Origin of the sequence: Anabaena sp. UHCC 0253 (assembly GCF_009712085.1) — a bacterium.
GTDB lineage: Bacteria > Cyanobacteriota > Cyanobacteriia > Cyanobacteriales > Nostocaceae > Dolichospermum.
This window is the reverse complement of the sequence record NZ_VILD01000003.1, coordinates 507,533-523,646: the sequence shown is the minus strand read 5'-3', so window position 1 is coordinate 523,646 and position 16,114 is coordinate 507,533. Positions and strand designations below refer to the sequence as shown.

At 37.0% G+C, this 16,114-nt stretch carries 14 protein-coding genes and 1 pseudogene; 14 read left to right on the top strand and 1 reads right to left on the bottom strand.

Features of this window, described 5'->3' with window-relative positions; translation table 11 throughout:
- Nucleotides 1-32: 32 nt before the first annotated feature.
- The 13 genes from FJR38_RS10555 to dhaL all read left to right on the top strand — a co-directional run bounded on the left by FJR38_RS10555 (nucleotide 33) and on the right by dhaL (nucleotide 15,099).
- Nucleotides 33-1,466, top strand: a complete 1,434-nt coding sequence (locus FJR38_RS10555; RefSeq protein WP_168495688.1) for an oligosaccharide flippase family protein — start codon at nucleotides 33-35, stop codon at nucleotides 1,464-1,466.
- A gap of 9 nt (nucleotides 1,467-1,475) precedes the next feature.
- Nucleotides 1,476-2,717 carry a hypothetical protein gene (locus FJR38_RS10550; protein WP_168495686.1) on the top strand — a complete coding sequence of 414 codons (1,242 nt, stop codon included), beginning with the start codon at nucleotides 1,476-1,478 and terminating at the stop codon, nucleotides 2,715-2,717.
- 31 nt (nucleotides 2,718-2,748) lie between these two features.
- Complete coding sequence (locus tag FJR38_RS10545; RefSeq protein WP_168495684.1) at nucleotides 2,749-3,852, top strand: glycosyltransferase family 4 protein; 1,104 nt, start codon at nucleotides 2,749-2,751, stop codon at nucleotides 3,850-3,852.
- Between the two features lie 154 nt (nucleotides 3,853-4,006).
- Entirely contained in the window at nucleotides 4,007-5,290 is a 1,284-nt protein-coding gene (locus FJR38_RS10540) for a choice-of-anchor Q domain-containing protein (RefSeq protein ID WP_254445287.1), read from the top strand.
- A 176-nt stretch (nucleotides 5,291-5,466) separates the two neighbouring features.
- The gene (locus FJR38_RS27725) at nucleotides 5,467-5,688 is read left to right on the top strand and encodes a hypothetical protein (protein ID WP_217360002.1); all 222 of its coding nucleotides are present in this window, start codon (nucleotides 5,467-5,469) and stop codon (nucleotides 5,686-5,688) included.
- 42 nt (nucleotides 5,689-5,730) lie between these two features.
- A complete protein-coding gene (locus FJR38_RS10535; protein WP_217360001.1) occupies nucleotides 5,731-6,735 on the top strand; it encodes an O-antigen ligase in 1,005 nt (334 codons plus the stop codon).
- A gap of 76 nt (nucleotides 6,736-6,811) precedes the next feature.
- Nucleotides 6,812-7,879 carry a glycosyltransferase family 4 protein gene (locus FJR38_RS10530; RefSeq protein WP_168495678.1) on the top strand — a complete coding sequence of 356 codons (1,068 nt, stop codon included), beginning with the start codon at nucleotides 6,812-6,814 and terminating at the stop codon, nucleotides 7,877-7,879.
- 53 nt (nucleotides 7,880-7,932) lie between these two features.
- Nucleotides 7,933-8,733, top strand: coding sequence for a WecB/TagA/CpsF family glycosyltransferase (locus FJR38_RS10525; RefSeq protein ID WP_168495676.1), 801 nt, complete (start codon nucleotides 7,933-7,935; stop codon nucleotides 8,731-8,733).
- Nucleotides 8,730-9,911, top strand: coding sequence for an endo-1,4-beta-xylanase (locus FJR38_RS10520; RefSeq protein ID WP_168495674.1), 1,182 nt, complete (start codon nucleotides 8,730-8,732; stop codon nucleotides 9,909-9,911). The genes FJR38_RS10525 and FJR38_RS10520 overlap by 4 nt, the downstream gene beginning before the upstream one ends.
- 152 nt (nucleotides 9,912-10,063) lie before the next feature.
- Nucleotides 10,064-12,283 (top strand): polysaccharide biosynthesis tyrosine autokinase, encoded by a 2,220-nt coding sequence (locus FJR38_RS10515; RefSeq protein ID WP_168495672.1) that lies wholly within the window; start codon nucleotides 10,064-10,066, stop codon nucleotides 12,281-12,283.
- Nucleotides 12,284-12,319: 36 nt separating this feature from the next.
- Nucleotides 12,320-13,363, top strand: coding sequence for a UDP-3-O-(3-hydroxymyristoyl)glucosamine N-acyltransferase (gene lpxD / locus FJR38_RS10510; RefSeq protein ID WP_168495670.1), 1,044 nt, complete (start codon nucleotides 12,320-12,322; stop codon nucleotides 13,361-13,363).
- Between the two features lie 22 nt (nucleotides 13,364-13,385).
- Complete coding sequence (dhaK, locus tag FJR38_RS10505) at nucleotides 13,386-14,459, top strand: dihydroxyacetone kinase subunit DhaK (protein WP_168495668.1); 1,074 nt, start codon at nucleotides 13,386-13,388, stop codon at nucleotides 14,457-14,459.
- A 1-nt stretch (nucleotide 14,460) separates the two neighbouring features.
- Entirely contained in the window at nucleotides 14,461-15,099 is a 639-nt protein-coding gene (gene dhaL, locus FJR38_RS10500; protein WP_168537232.1) for a dihydroxyacetone kinase subunit DhaL, read from the top strand.
- A 473-nt stretch (nucleotides 15,100-15,572) separates the two neighbouring features.
- On the opposite strand, the gene FJR38_RS27720 is transcribed toward dhaL, so the two are convergent.
- On the bottom strand, nucleotides 15,573-15,707 hold the full coding sequence (locus FJR38_RS27720) for a ribbon-helix-helix protein, CopG family (RefSeq protein WP_168498751.1): 135 nt from the start codon (nucleotides 15,705-15,707) through the stop codon (nucleotides 15,573-15,575).
- A gap of 80 nt (nucleotides 15,708-15,787) precedes the next feature.
- Here FJR38_RS27720 and FJR38_RS29310 point away from each other — a divergent pair.
- Nucleotides 15,788-16,114, top strand: a pseudogene (locus FJR38_RS29310) (RNA-guided endonuclease TnpB family protein); the annotation flags it as partial.

The window sequence follows — 16,114 nt, the reverse complement described above, 5'->3', positions numbered from 1 at the left end:
TATCTAAATAAAGTAAGAATTAATCAAACATAATGGGAAAACACAAACTAGCAAAAAATACTTTTGCATTGTTGCTGAACCGATTAGTACAAAGTATTAGCACTTTTTTACTAACAGCAGCGATAGCTCGTAATTTAGGAGCTTATGCATTAGGGCAGTATCTCTTGGCGTTCAGCTACTACTTGATTTTTGTCAGCATTGTTTCACAAGGTCTTAAAACCTTATTTACACGAGAATTATCTCGCAATCCTGAAGAAATGCCAGTTTATCTAGTTAGTGGCACTTTCCTACAATTTCTGTTAAGTATTATCGGTTATATCGCACTGGTAGTTATGGTGTTTATACTACCCTATAATCCTGACACCTCGATGGTTTGCTATATATTGGGCTTAACAATTATTCCTTTTGCCCTTTCTAACATCACGGAGGCAATTTTTCAGGCACAAGAGAGAATGAATTTAATTGCTATCTCTACAATTCCTATTTATATTCTCCGTTTGCTGGTAATGATATGGTGTATGTCTCTGAAGTATGGAATCAATTATATAGCTGGAATATTTGTAATTTCTGAAACCTTTATTTTTGTAATTCAGTGGATTTTAATTATCCAAACAGTTAAACCCAAATGGCATATTGACCAAGATTTTATATGGCAACTATTAAAATCTGCTCGCACATTTTTAGCTATTGATGCAGTCGGCATAGTTTCTAGTAGATTAGATATCCTCATTATCTCACTTTTAGGCAGTGAGCTTATGGTTGGTATTTATGGTGCTATTGGACAACTACAACAGCCCTTGATGATGATTGTGAATAGTTTAAGTCTGGCTGTTTTTCCCAGCATGACCAAGGCAGTAGACAAACCCAAGGAAAATCAACGGCAAGTCACTGAAAACATTATTGAAGTCCTCATGGGAATGGTATTACCATTTGTGGTAGGAATTTTCTTTATCGGAGGAGATTTACTCAAGTTCATTTATCAAGACTCTAATTTTAATCAGGCAACTTTAGCTCTACAGATCAGTTCATTAGCCCTAATTTTATATCCGGTTGTCAGAATATTTAACTATCTACTTTTAGCCTATGGATTGGAGAAATTTAATCTCATTGAAACGATTTCTACAACTTTTATCGGAGGAGTATCAGGTGTAATACTAATTTCTCAATATAAGTTAATGGGTGCGGCATTAATGGAAGTAGTAGGAACAATTGCTTCTTGTACTATACTTATTTATGCGGTTTATAGTCGGATTTTAAGATTAAATGTAGAGAAAATAATGTTTCGTCCCTTCATAATTACTCTATGGATAGCATTAGTATTTATTGTATTGCAAAAGTTCAATTTCAACTTAATATTAAATGTGATAATTTCTACCATTGCCTATAGTTTATTCGCTGGCGGTTTGATGATTCAGGCTCTAGGCGGTGTCAATGCTACATGGAAAAAAGTGTTCAACAAAGTATAAATTTAGATCATGAAAATTATTAATTTAACGAGTGAACAAAAAGGTGATTTATTTCAGGTGAGGGCGACTGTAGTCTGGGAAGATCGCGATCGCGCACCCCAAGAAATTTATATTGCCACTACCCAAGAGTATGCTCAAGACCTATCATGCAATCCCCATAGTTTTTTAATCGCTTGCACAATGGTGGCTTTCTACTATGGAGAAGAAAGGATTTTTATAGATGAGGAAATTTGCCCACAGTTACTAGAAAATTTACAAACAGCGATGGCTTTGGTTACAACCTGGTACAAACGCGATCGCTTACGAGTTAAGATCGAAGCCAAAATCAGCAGCAGCGTACCAACACCAGCCACATCTAAGCGAGCAGGTATATTTTTTACAGGAGGTATTGATACATTAGCTACTTTACGACTTAACCGGATTAACTACCCCTTAGAACATCCTGGATCAATCAAAGATGGATTATTTATCTATGGGTTTTCGGAAACAACTCTAGAAAACTTTGAAAAAGCATACATCTCTTTTAATGAGATTAAAAAAGATGCTGGACTTACCCTCATTCCTGTTTATACAAACCTTTATGCTTTCGTTAAAGATTTAGATATAGAACAAGGTGGTATAGAATTCTGGAAAGACTATTATACTAGTGCAGCACTAGCCTCTGTTGGTCATGCTTTCAGCAACAGACTAGCCAGCGTTGCTATTAGTTCCAGCGATGAAATTTCTTACTTACAACCTTGGGGAACACACCCCCTCCTTGACCCCCAATATAGCAGTTATGATTTAACAATTCGCCATGAATATATTGCCCTTTCCCGATTCTCTAAAACTAACTTAGTTATTGGATGGGATATAGCTATGCGAACTCTCAGGGTGTGCGACCAGTTAAATTTGCCGACTGGATATGTAAACTGTGGTGAATGCCCAAAATGCGTGGCTACAATGGCTCAACTTGCTGCTTTAGGGATGTTAGAACAGGCAAAAACTTTCCCAAATAATGATATTTCTGGAGATCTTTTATTAACAAAATCAAAAGTTCAGCATTTTGACGAAGAAGCTTACTATCTTGATTTAGTCGAATTATTTGAAAAACAAAACCGTTATGATTTAGTTAATAGTATTAAACTAATGAGCGCTCAATTTCGATCTAAAGAGTTTGTCAAAGAAATAGATAGAAATATCTTCAAAGGTGTAGCTTTTCGGTTTTACTCAAAAGTTCTCAAACCTGCTGTCTTGAAAATATTTAAATAGGTTTATGTAAACTAATAACTCAGGATTATCTATGCTCAAAATCGCCTTGCTACATTTTTGCTTTGAAGACTACACCATTGAATTAGCTAATAGTCTAGTTAAATATGTTGATTTAACACTAATTCACCCAGAAACAGTATCTGCTGTATGCCGGAATAATCTTGATAGCCGTATTCGCACAATTAGCTTTCCTAAGCCCAGGATTAGAGACCCGCGAAATCTCTTGTCTATGGCAGCGATGATGCGGATTATTAAAGAACTAAAACCAGATGTGTTGCACGTCCAAGAGACTAACGATCCTTGGTATGACTTGACATTATTTCTTAACAAAATGCCACCATTGGTAACAACCATTCATGATGTATTTCGTCATCCAGGCGATCGCCAAAGTGTATTTGGTTCAGAATACACCAAGCGTATTGCTTTCAAGCGTTCTCAACAACTAATTGTCCATACTCAGTCTCTCAAAGATGCTTTGACTAAAAATTTTCAAGTCTCACAGCAACAAGTTAATATTATACCGCATGGAGAGCTTGGTAGTTTATATCAACGCCGATCTGGGAAAAATAATGTAGCCAGAGAGCCATACACATTGCTGTTTTTTGGGCGGATTTGGCCTTACAAAGGTTTAAAATACCTCATAGAAGCAATGCCTTTAATTGCTGCCAAAATTCCTGAAGTTAAGTTAATTATTGCTGGAAGAGGAGAAAATATTGAACAATACTTTCCCAGCGGTTATGACAGTACCCGCATCGAACTATTAAATGATTTTATTCCTCTAGAACAGGTAGCGGGATTATTCCAACGCAGTACCATTTCCGTTTTACCTTATATTGAAGCATCCCAAAGTGGTGTAGCCGCATTATCTTATGGTATGGGAACACCAATTGTGGCCTCTGATATCGGAGGATTAAGTGAGATAGTTCAACATCAAAAAGATGGATTTTTAGTTCCACCGGGTGATGTCCAAGCTTTGGCTGATGCGATTATTAATTTATTGAGCGATCGCAATTTACAACATCAGATGCAGACTGCCGCATTAGCTCGTTCTCAGCAAGATTTAAACTGGTCAAATATTGCTGAGAAAACAATAGAAACATATCACACAGCCATAAAAATGGAAAAAGTAATGTAAAATTTCTTGTTATCCTCTATAGTAGTATTACGTAAGTAGAAAATTTACCTTTCCTTTATTTATGGCAACACCTGGACTCAGTTTGACAGCATCCCTTTTGCTCCCTTGTCTACTTAGCACAATAGTAAGCGGAGACAAAATAAACACCTCTGTTTTGGACAAAGCAAGTCAGTTATTGACTAAACCGACACTATACAGCCAAACTACACCCAAAACCTACTATGTCAGTGCTACTGGCAGCGATAGTAATACTGGACTCTCTACCACCTCTGCCTTTAATACTATACAAAAGGCAGCAAATCTCACCAACCCTGGTGACACCGTTCTCATTATGAATGGCATATACAAAAATACGCCTTCTCAAGGACAAGTAGTAAAAATTACACGTTCTGGAACAGCAAGTGCATGGATTACTTATAAAGCATTTCCTGGACATTTTCCGAAAATTCAACACAACGCATGGCATGGAATTTTGATTCAAGATGGAGCATCTTATATTGAAATTAACGGTCTTGAAGTGATCGGCAACAATGCTAATATCACTCTTAATTATGCCTTGAGTCAGAAAACCAATACTTCCAATCCTCTCACAAGTGGAAACTGCATCAGTATTGATGGACGCAAAAATGGTCATCCACATCACATCCGTATTCTTAATAATAAGGTTCATGACTGCGGCGGTGGCGGCATTTCAGCCATTCGAACAGACTATGTGACAATTGAAGGTAATGAAGTATTCAATAATTCCTGGTACTCACCCTATGGCAATAGTGCCATTTCCTTATGGCAAAATTGGCGTTTTGATAGCAACACAGGGTACAAAATGTTTGTCAGGAAAAACAAAATCTACAACAATCGCCAATACATTCCCTGGTTTGCTACTGGAAAGATTACAGATGGTCATGCCATCATTATTGATGATTCCAAAAATACTCAAAATAACTCTACCTTGGGTGCATATACTGGGCGTACTTTAATTGAAAACAATCTCACATACAAGAATGGTGGAGCGGGTATTACTACTTATCTAAGTGAACATATAGATATTGTTCATAATACAAATTACTTGAATAACCAAAGTCCAGAAATTATTAAAGGAGGGCAAATAACGGCTAATTCAACATCTGATGTCAAAATCCTTAGTAACATTCTTTATGCTTTTCCGAATAAGAATGTGAATTTTAGCTGGAATAATACAAACCTAACAGTCAACTATAACTTATACGCAAATAGTACCTTAATATCAGTTAAAGGAACTAACGATATAGTTGCTGATCCGAAGTTTGTGAATCCTTCTGTAAACGACTTCAAACTTCAGTCAACTAGTCCAGCAATTAATAAGGGTTTAGTGCGGACAGGTTTAACATCCGATTTTTCCGGAAGTATTCGTCCCTCTGGTACTGGTTATGATATTGGGGCTTATGAGTACAAGTTTTGATAATTTCTGGTAGAAACCATGTCCAGCTTGATGAAAACTGGAGAGTGTGAAAAGCCAGTTTAAATCCAACAAAATTCAGGAATTAAGTGCATTTACTATTTCTCTTGATATCTATATCTGAGTTTTTCCGCCAATATTGTCCAAGCTTATGGTTTTAGCCTGCATGAGGTTTAGTTATGAACAAGCTACTAGTTTTTGCTGAAAAGGGATTTACAGTAGCAGTCCTGTTAGTTTATTCAGGTGCAATTCTGCTTCTCCTTCTATCAGGAGGAGCGCAGGAGAATGAGTTTGTTGAGTTTGATAGTTCATTGATTAGGATTATTAATTTCTTAATCTATATAGTTACTTTCTTACTATTGGGTTTACGTTGGAAAAAGTACGCTTTATTTTCTGAGTAAAGACCGCTGGCTTTTCTTTTAGTTGTGCTTGCGGCTATTTCTATGCTTTGGTCTTTTGAGAAAGGAACAACATTAAAAGATAGTATTACCCTGATTGGTTCTAGCTTATTTGGACTTTATTTTGCTTCCCGTTACACCTTAAAGCAGCAACTGAATTTATTGGGTTGGACATATGGGATTATCGTCGTATTGAGTTTTATTTTTGCTGTAGCATTACCAAAATATGGGATCATGGGAGGTATTCATCAAGGAAAGTGGCGAGGAGTATTTCTACATAAAAATGGTCTAGGAGCAAGGATGGTATATAGTTGTATGGTTTTTTTAATCCTTGCCTATCAGAGTAAAAAGCATAGTTTACTGATGTGGATAGGTTTTAGCTTATCAATCCTGCTTATCCTAATGGCTGCATCAAGTTCATCTCTTCTCAACATATTAATTTTAGCATTAGTATATTTTATTTTTCAGAATTTGCGTCTACCCTATTTATTGATGCTACCAATGCTAACTATGATCCTCACTTTAGGACAAATTTTATATTTTTGGTTTATTAATAATGCCTCGGTTGTTTTTGCCTCAATCGGTAAAGATGCAACCCTAACTGGACGAACAGAATTGTGGCCATTGGTAATGGACATGATTTGGAAACATCCTTGGATAGGTTATGGTTACGGTGGCTTTTGGCAGGGGTGGGATGGTGAATCTGCCTACATTTGGCGTGGCTCTGGATGGACACCAACCCACCCTCATAATGGTTTCCTAGCTCTTTGGCTAGATTTAGGTCTCTTAGGCTTAGGGATATTTCTATTAGGATTTAGGCGCAGTTTATTACAATCATTATATTGGGTGCGTATCACTAGCCAATCTGTAGATTTATACCCTTTATTACATACATCTTTTTTAATTATTGCTAACTTGACTGAAACAAATTTACTTGAAACAAATAGTCTTACTTGGATACTCTACATAAGTTCATCCATATATATTTCTGAGGCTATTGATAGGCAACAAACAACAGGCAATAAAGAAATAAGGGGGGTAGATATGTAGGTTATTTTTAAGCGCAGAGCGCAGTCCTATAGGATAAAATGTTCAGCATTTAATAGAAAATAAATACAGTTGGATTATGCAGAAATTAAAAATTCTCATGTTAGGTGAAAGTTTAGATAGACAAGGAGGGATAGTTTCTGTCGAAAAATTAATCATGAAACAAGCTCCTACGGAAATCGAAATTATTCATATATCTACTTTGCCAAATGGATCAACAATACGTAAAATATTCGTATTTATTCAAGCTTTACTATTATTATCATGGCGACTTTTAAAATCAGAAGCTGATATTGTTCATATCCATGTTTCCGAGCGAGGTAGTGCTTTTCGTCAAGCATTTACTACCACGATTGCTTGGCTACTGAGAAAACCAGTAATTATTCATACTCATAGTGCTGATTTTCATGTGTTTTACGCCAATTTGCCGCAAATTATTAAAGTCGGATTAAGTTGGATATTTTGCAAATCAACTCGCTTTATTGTTTTATCCGAAAGTTGGAAAAAATTCTATATGGAAAATCTTGGTTTGAAAGTAGATCAAGTAGTTATTCTACCTAATCCAGTGAAATTTCCTTTAGAAATTCCCCAACGGATTAAATCTCAAAAAGTTAATTTTTTATTTTTGGGAAGGATTGGAGAACGCAAAGGAGCATTTGATTTAATTGATGCTTTTGCTGCTATTCCTACAGATCAAAAACAAAATGCACAATTGATTATGGCCGGAGATGGAGAAGGAGAAAAAGCTAGAGATATAGTTAAAAAGCTGAATTTAAGTGAATATATTACTATTTTGGATTGGGTAAACGAACGACAACGGGATGAACTTTTGGCAAAAGCAGATGTTTTTGTATTGCCTTCATATAACGAAGGTTTACCTATGGCACTACTTGAAGCTATGAGTTGGGGATTGCCTGTAATTACTACACCAGTGGGAGGTATTCCTGAGTTAGTTATTGATCATAAAAACGGGTTGTTAGTGCAACCAGGCAATATTCAAGAATTATCAACAGCAATGCAATTATTACTCGCTAATCAAGAATTAAAAAGGAGATTGGGTGAAAATGCTAGAAATAGTACCAAGCCTTTTGATGTCAAAAATTATTTTGTCTCTTTATCTAATATTTATCAATCTGTATTGAGTTAACAGACTGAAATAACTGTAAACTGTTTCTAATTGATTTAATTTTGGCGAATACTATGACAATACAAACTTTTCCCGAAATCAATGTCTTAAATACAAGATTTCATAAATTAACGGTACAAGATTTAATTAAATACATTGTAGAAGCTGGAAAGATTGATAAGAAAACAATCATAGGACACGTAAATGTGCGAGGGATGAACTTTGCTTGTCAATTGCCTTGGTATCGAGATTTCATGAATAATGCTGATTTAGTATTTTGCGATGGAACTGGTGTCATCCTGGGGGCAAAAATTCTAGGATATGAGATTGAATCCAGACATCGTATGACTTGTCCTGATTATATAGAAAATTTAGCCTTAGCTTGTGAGCAAAAGAATGTTTCTTTATTTTTGCTTGCTGGTGAACCTGGAGTTACGGATAAAGCAATTCAAAAATTACAAGTGATCGCACCTAATTTATCTGTAGAAGGACATCACGGTTATTTTGACAAAAATGGTAGTGAAAATGATGCAGTAATTGAGAAAATTAATAAATTTAAACCTGACGTTTTATATATTGGTTTCGGGATGCCATTACAGGAAAAATGGATTTTGGATAACTGTAATCAAATAGAAACTCGCGTGTTTTTACCATTAGGAGCTTGTTTAGATTTTTATACTGACTCCGTATATCGTGGTCCACGCTGGTTGACTGATAATGGCTTTGAGTGGTTAACCCGCTTAATCACTGAACCTACTCGTCTTTGGGAACGTTATGTTGTAGGCAATCCGTTATTTCTTTATCGGGTGTTCAAACAACGAATTAATGAAGGGCTAATCGCAAATCAATCAGAAAAATCATCAAAAATAAAATGAGTAATATCTTAAAATTAACTCGCAGACGCAGCCTTTTATTCGGCTTAGGTAGTTTAGCAGCTATCAGTGCAGTGGCAACAAGTCGAGGTTTTTCTCATCATCAGCAAATACAAACACTTGATGATCCTGAAAGAGATTTTACAGTTTCTCAGGAGCTTTCTTTAAAGCAACGTGCTGCTAAGAAAGGATTGATTTATGGGACAGCTAGTACCAAAAAATATCTTGCATCAGATCCGGCCTATATAGCTGCTATAGTTGAAAATTGTAGTATGTTTGTCCCAGAATGGGAATTTAAATGGACTGCTGGTGATGCAATGCTTCGTCCTGGATTTGATCAGTTTGACTTTACTGATGCTGATTGGATAGCTAATTTTGCTGCTACTCATAAACTCCTGTTGCGTGGGCATACTTTAGTTTGGCATGAGTCCTTACCCAAGTGGTTTAAGGAGACAGTTAATAATAAAAATGCACAGCAGTTATTACAAAACCATATCCAAACCGTTGTTAAACGTTATACTGGAAAAATTCATTCATGGGATGTGGTAAATGAAGCTATAGAACCAAAAGATGGTAGGGATGATGGTTTGCGAATCACTCCTTGGTTAAACTCTTTGGGTACGAATTACATTGATTTAGCTTTTCGTCTCACGGCTGAGTATGACCCAAAAGCATTGTTAGTTTATAATGAATTTGGTTTAGACTACGATACGCCGGAAGCTGACGCTAAAAGAACTGCTGTTTTGAATTTATTAACAGGTTTAAAGGCTAGAGGAACTCCAATTCATGCTTTTGGTACTCAAGCACATTTAAGTCCAGGTAGTAACAGAAAATTTAACCCGGAAAAGCTACGCCAATTTCTGCGAGATGTGGCTAGTTTGGGCTTAAAAATTATGATTACAGAATTGGATGTGACAGATAAAAATCTGCCCATAGATATTAAAGTCCGCGATCGCATTGTGGCCGCAGCTTATGAAGATTATCTTTCAGCAGCTCTAGATGAAAAAGCTGTCATTGGTGTAATTACTTGGGGATTAAGCGATAAATATACATGGCTTGGTGAATTTCAACCTAGACCGGATCGCAAACCAGTCCGTACCCTACCGTTAGATGCACAGATGCAGCGCAAATTAGTCTGGAATGCGATCGCTCGTGCTTTTGATAATTGTCCCAAACGCTGAGAGGATTTTGAACCTTTTTTAACAGAGAAAGTCTATGATGTTATCAAATAGGATTATTGATAGATATTAATAACAAATATTTGATCCTACTTTCAAGCAATAGAAATTTAGTTGAACACTTTGTTTAAACCTAGCTTTTTGAATATTATATTATGTCCCAAAGCTCTATGGAATCTAGAGAAGCCATTGATATAGATCCAAGTCATTATTTATTAGTTGTAAAAAGGCAATTTACCCCTGCTGCCAGTGTTTTTCTAGCTACATTTTTTCTGAGTGCCATAGCTATAAATTTTATCAAACCATCTTACGAAGCAGAAGGAAAACTATTATTCAAAGCCCCCTCTTTTCAAGTATTAGGATCTAATCTTTTACCTAGTAAATTGGATGAAGGATCAACAGGCGATTTAACATCTCTCGTATCAACTCAAAACCCTATCAATACTCAGATGGAAGTGATTTATTCTCCTCCTATCTTGCAGCAGACAATAGACCAACTACAACTCAAAAACAAAACAGGTGAACCCCTAGAAATTGAAGACCTAGCAGAAGGTTTGAAGTTAAAAATTATTGGTGGTACAGATGTTTTACGACTTTCCTATACCAGTCAATACCCTGACAAAGCAGCAGCAGTAGTCAATACAGTAATGAATTTATATTTAGAAAATGGTATTCTTACAAATCGCTCTGAGGCAGAAGTAACTCTGGCATTTATCACTAAGCAGCTTCCTGAAAGTCAATCTGATGTTTATGCTGCGGAAATCGCTCTACGCAAATTTAGGCAGGAGTATAAAATTGTAGATTTAGCAGAAGAAAAAAAATCAGCCGTTACTATTATTAGCAATTTAACCGAGCAGATTAATACGATTACGGCTCAACTAGAAGATTTAAAAGCCCAAAGTAATGCACTGCGTGACAGCTTAGGACAAAATTCCCAAGAGGCAATTGCCGTAAGTGCCTTAAGTCAGTCACTAGCAGTACAGGGAATTCTACAACAACTACAAGAACTAGAACGGCAGTTAGCAATTGAGCGTAGCCGTTTTTTAGCTGACACACCCATAATTATTAATCTGGAAGCAAAAAAAGCTAATTTAAGTAATCTTCTCGAACAAGAAATTCAAAAAACAATTGGTAGCCAAATTCAATTTCCTCAAAGATTATTCCAAATTGGAGAACTTAGACAAAGCCTGATTAATGATTTTCTGCAATTAGAAGTTCAACAATTTGGCTTGAATAAAAAATTGGCTTCCCTATTTAAATCTCGTACTGCTTATGAAAAACGGGTGAGAATATTACCTTACTTAGAACAAAAACATAATAATCTACAACAAAAAGTTGAAGTTGCCCAATCTAGCTATCAAACTTTTTTGAAAAAAGTTCAAGAATTAAAGGTAGCAGAAAATAAAAATACAGCTAATGCCAGAATTATTGCTGAAGCTGAAGTTCCCAAAAAGCCAATATCAGGGAAAAAACAAATTGTTTTGGCACTCGGCATGATGTTAGGACTGTTTTTGTCTACTACCACTATTCTAGTTTTAGAGATGAGGGATAGTTCTCTAAAAACTCTGAAAGAAATTACAGATATTTATAAATATACTGTATTGGGGAAGATTCCCTTATCAGGCAAAAAATTGAATTCTCGTGAAGTTGCTAAAAAATTAGCAAGCTACGAGATTGTTGTCAGAGATCAGCCTTACTCTTTAGCTAGTGAAATGTACCGGATGATTCAAGCTAATCTCCGATTATTGAGTTCAGATAAGACAATCAAAACAATTATCGTCACAAGTTCAGTTGCTAACGAAGGTAAGTCTACAGTATCAGCTAATTTAGCAACAGCACTAGCTCAATTAGGGAAAAAAGTTTTACTTGTGGATGCAGATATGCGAATTTCTTCTCAGGATTCTTTCTGGAAACTACCTAACTTAACAGGTTTAAGTGAGTTACTTGTTAGTCAGAAAAAATCTCAGGCTATTAGTTTTCAAGTTATGCCGAATCTAGATGTGATAACTGCCGGAATGAGACCCCCTAACCCTTTGGCTTTACTCGATTCAAAACGTATGGCTACACTAATTGAAGAATTTTCAGAAGAATATGATTACGTAATTATTGATACTCCTCCTCTATTGATTGGGGCTGATGCACTGACGCTAAGTCAAATGACGGATGGTATATTGCTGGTAGCTAGACCTGGAGTGGTAGATTATACTAGTGCCAATACTGTGAAAGAAATGCTCAAATCTCCTAGCTATAATGTTTTGGGTTTACTGGTTAATGGCGTAATTGAGCAAAATGAATCTAGCAATTATTTCTATCATGCTGAAGAATATTATTTGAATCCTGAAGTAGTGAACAAAAAAGACCGGATCAAGGCATGATGAGTTTTATCACCCTGAAATTCTCAGAATCAAATCATGAAATTCAGCATAATTATCAGCAAATTAAATGACGCGATAACTTCCCACAGCCTCACTGCTAACCCAGAGCAAGATTTAGACATTATGGGAGTTGCAGCCATAGATGAAGCTACTACAGGCACTATCAGTTATGTAGAAGGAACAAGATTTGGCTCTTTAATAGCCTCTACAGACGCTAGTGCTTTAATTTTACCTCAAGATGAAAAATTACAAGTTCAAGCCACCCAGAGGGGTATAGCCTGGTTAGTAACCCCAGAACCACGCTTATTATTTGCCAAGGCGATCGCTCTTTTTTATCAACCATATCAACCCACTCCAGAAATTCACCCCACCGCAGTTATTCACCCCACCGCCAAAATTGGTAATGATGTCTATATTGGCGCTCATGTTGTCATTTCTCAAGGTGCAGAAATTGCCAATGGTGTAATTATTCACCCCAACGTCGTTGTTTATCCAGAAGTAAAAATAGGCGATCGCACTACCTTACACGCTAACTGTACCATCCACGAACGCAGCCAAATCGGTGCAGATTGTATGATTCATAGCGGTGCTGTTATTGGTGCAGAAGGCTTCGGCTTTGTCCCTACCCGGACAGGTTGGTTGAAAATGGAACAATCAGGTTACACTGTTTTAGAAGATGGGGTAGAAGTAGGTTGTAATACAGCCATAGATCGTCCCGCAGTGGGAGAAACGAGAATTGGTAAAAATACTAAAATTGATAATTTAGTCCAGATAGGACATGGCACTCAAATTGGTTCTGGTTGCGCCATAGCAGGTCAAGCAGGCATGGCTGGAGGTGTGAAGATTGGAAATCGGGTAATTTTAGCAGGACAAGTGGGAATAGCCAACCAAGTCAAAATTGGAGATGGGGCGATCGCTTCGGCTCAAAGTGGTGTTCACAGCGATATAGCACCAGGAGAAATTGTCTCAGGTAGTCCAGCCATACCCCACAAACTTTACCTCAAAGTATCAGCAGTTTATAGCCGCTTACCAGAAATATATCAAAAACTCAAACAATTACAGCGACAATTGGGTAATTAGTCATTGGTAGCAGACTTCCACTATGAAAAAGCTGATTAATCAACCAGAAAACTTTGTGAGGGAAAGTCTCCAAGGGATGATGTTAGCTCATAGCGATTTAATTAAAGTTAACTATGAGCCTACCTTTGTCTATAGAGCCGATGCACCCGTCCAGGGAAAGGTCGCCATTATTTCCGGTGGTGGTAGTGGTCATGAACCAATGCACAGCGGTTTTGTCGGTTTAGGAATGCTGGATGCTGCTTGTCCGGGAGAAATTTTCACCTCACCCACCCCTGACCAAATGTTAGCAGCCGCAACACAGGTAGATGGTGGTGCGGGTATTTTGTATATTGTGAAAAATTACAGCGGTGATGTGATGAACTTTGAAATGGCTATAGAATTAGCTCATAGTCAAGGTATCTGCGCCGTTAACATTTTAATTGATGATGATATCGCCGTCAAAGATAGTCTTTTTACCCAAGGCCGCCGGGGTGTAGGAACAACAGTATTAGCAGAAAAAATCTGTGGAGCAGCCGCAGAACAAGGGTATAATTTACACCAATTAGTAGATTTGTGTAGAAAGGTGAATGTTCACGGTAGAAGTATGGGTATGGCGTTGACTTCTTGTACAGTTCCCGCCAAAGGAACACCTACTTTTACCTTGAGTAAAGATGAAATAGAATTAGGAATTGGTATTCATGGAGAACCTGGCAAAGAAAGAGTTCCCATGAAATCAGGTGATGAAATTACAGAGATTTTAGCAAACTCTATTATTAATGATACAAACTATCGGCGCATAGTGCGAGAATGGGATCATCAAATTGGTAAATGGAGAGATTTGGAACTATTAAATAAACCCTGGCAAAAAGGCGATCGCCTCCTCGCTTATGTTAATAGTATGGGTGGGACTCCCATTGCGGAACTCTATCTTGTCTATCGCAAACTCGCAGAAATTTGTGAATTGGAAGGACTGCAAATCGTGCGGAATCTAATTGGCCCCTACATGACATCATTAGATATGCAAGGTTGCTCCATCACACTGCTAAAATTAGATGATGAGATGATTCGTCTTTGGGATGCACCAGTCAAAACGCCAAGTTTACGCTGGGGAGTTTGAAATGGTTACTCAGGTGCAAATTATTGAATGGTTACAAGTATATGCTCATGTGATTGAGCATCATAAAGAAAAGTTGACAGAATTAGATGCAGCCATAGGTGATGCTGATCACGGTAGTAATATGGATCGTGGGTTTAAAAAAATTACTAATATTTTACCCAATTTTGCTGATCAAGATATTAGCAGCATTTTCAAAACTGTAAGCATGACCTTGATTTCTAGCATTGGTGGTGCAAGTGGTCCTTTGTATGGTACGTGGTTTTTAAGAGCTAGTGCAGCCACCGCTGGCAAGGAAGCATTAGCAGAAGAGGATATGCTGGAATTACTAAAATCTGGTTTAGATGGTGTCATTGAGCGTGGTAAGGCACAATTGGGAGACAAAACAATGGTGGATGTATTATCTCCTGCTGTTACAGCTTTTGAACAAGCAATTAGAAATAATTTAAATATTGTAGCATCCTTACAGGCATCTGTACAAGCGGCAGAACAGGGATTAAAAGATACTATTCCCATGTTAGCAAAAAAGGGGAGAGCGAGTTATTTAGGCGATCGCAGTATCGGACATCAAGATCCCGGTGGTACTTCTGCTTATTGGATGTTGCGGAGTTTATTAGAGGTGGTAGAAGGTTCTGGGGGTTAATAGTCTGAGAATTAATTCCCAGTCTAATAGCGAAAGTCGGCTGAAGCCGACTGGAAGATTTTTATTCTTCAATTAATTCGGATAGGCTCAATGCCGGATAAAGTCTTAAAGAAAAAAGGGGCGTTGCTGATGAAGAGTATGATTTTGTTTCACGCAGAGGCGCTCCAGTCACAGAGAGTAAGAGTTTGAAATCATTGATTTTTGAATTTCATACCCTAATTCAGCAACGCCAAAAAAGGAATATGATTTTCAACAATACAATCTTGCTTTGAATAAAATTAACCAATTTCTAGAGATAATGGTTACGGGTAATAAAATAGGTTTAGTCTTCTCTATAGTATGGTATAGCATCTTCTAAAGAGTCAAGAGACATTAAGGTATCACTTTCATAAAACCTCGCGGTAAGTGGGAAACTCAGTGGCTTTAGCCCTGAGAGGGAAGCGACACGAGCGGTTTTAACCGCTGTAGTATTTCTAATCTAGTTTATATTCTCTAATTAGTCTCTGTGTAGCCGATGACTGAGATACCCCCCAGTTTACGGCAATCTTCTCTAGCTTTGCTTTGTCTTCTTCGGACAAATAAATAATAGTACCTTTTTTTCTAGACATGATGACAATCTAATATTGATATGATATGATTATATTATCACAGCATTGCAGTTCAAACAATGTCTAAAGTTAAAAAGTCAATGGGAGTACAACAAGTTTTGTTGTCCCCCGATGATGAAACAAAGGCAGTATTAGAATATCTCTGCCAGCAGTCGGGAAAGCTCTATAACAGTGGTGTTTATTTTGCTAGACAAACATTTTTTAAAAACTGGAAAGTTGTTGACAGGTAAATTTGATTTAGCTTATGAACCTTCAGTTTCTAAAACTATGGTCGCTCAATCAATGCCTTCTACACCTGCACAACAAACTTTGTTGTCTGTAATTGAAGCATTCAAATCTTTTAAAGAAATTACGTTTCTTTGTTTCTCAAGGTCAAATTACATTTTCAGCCTAAGCACCTGACTATC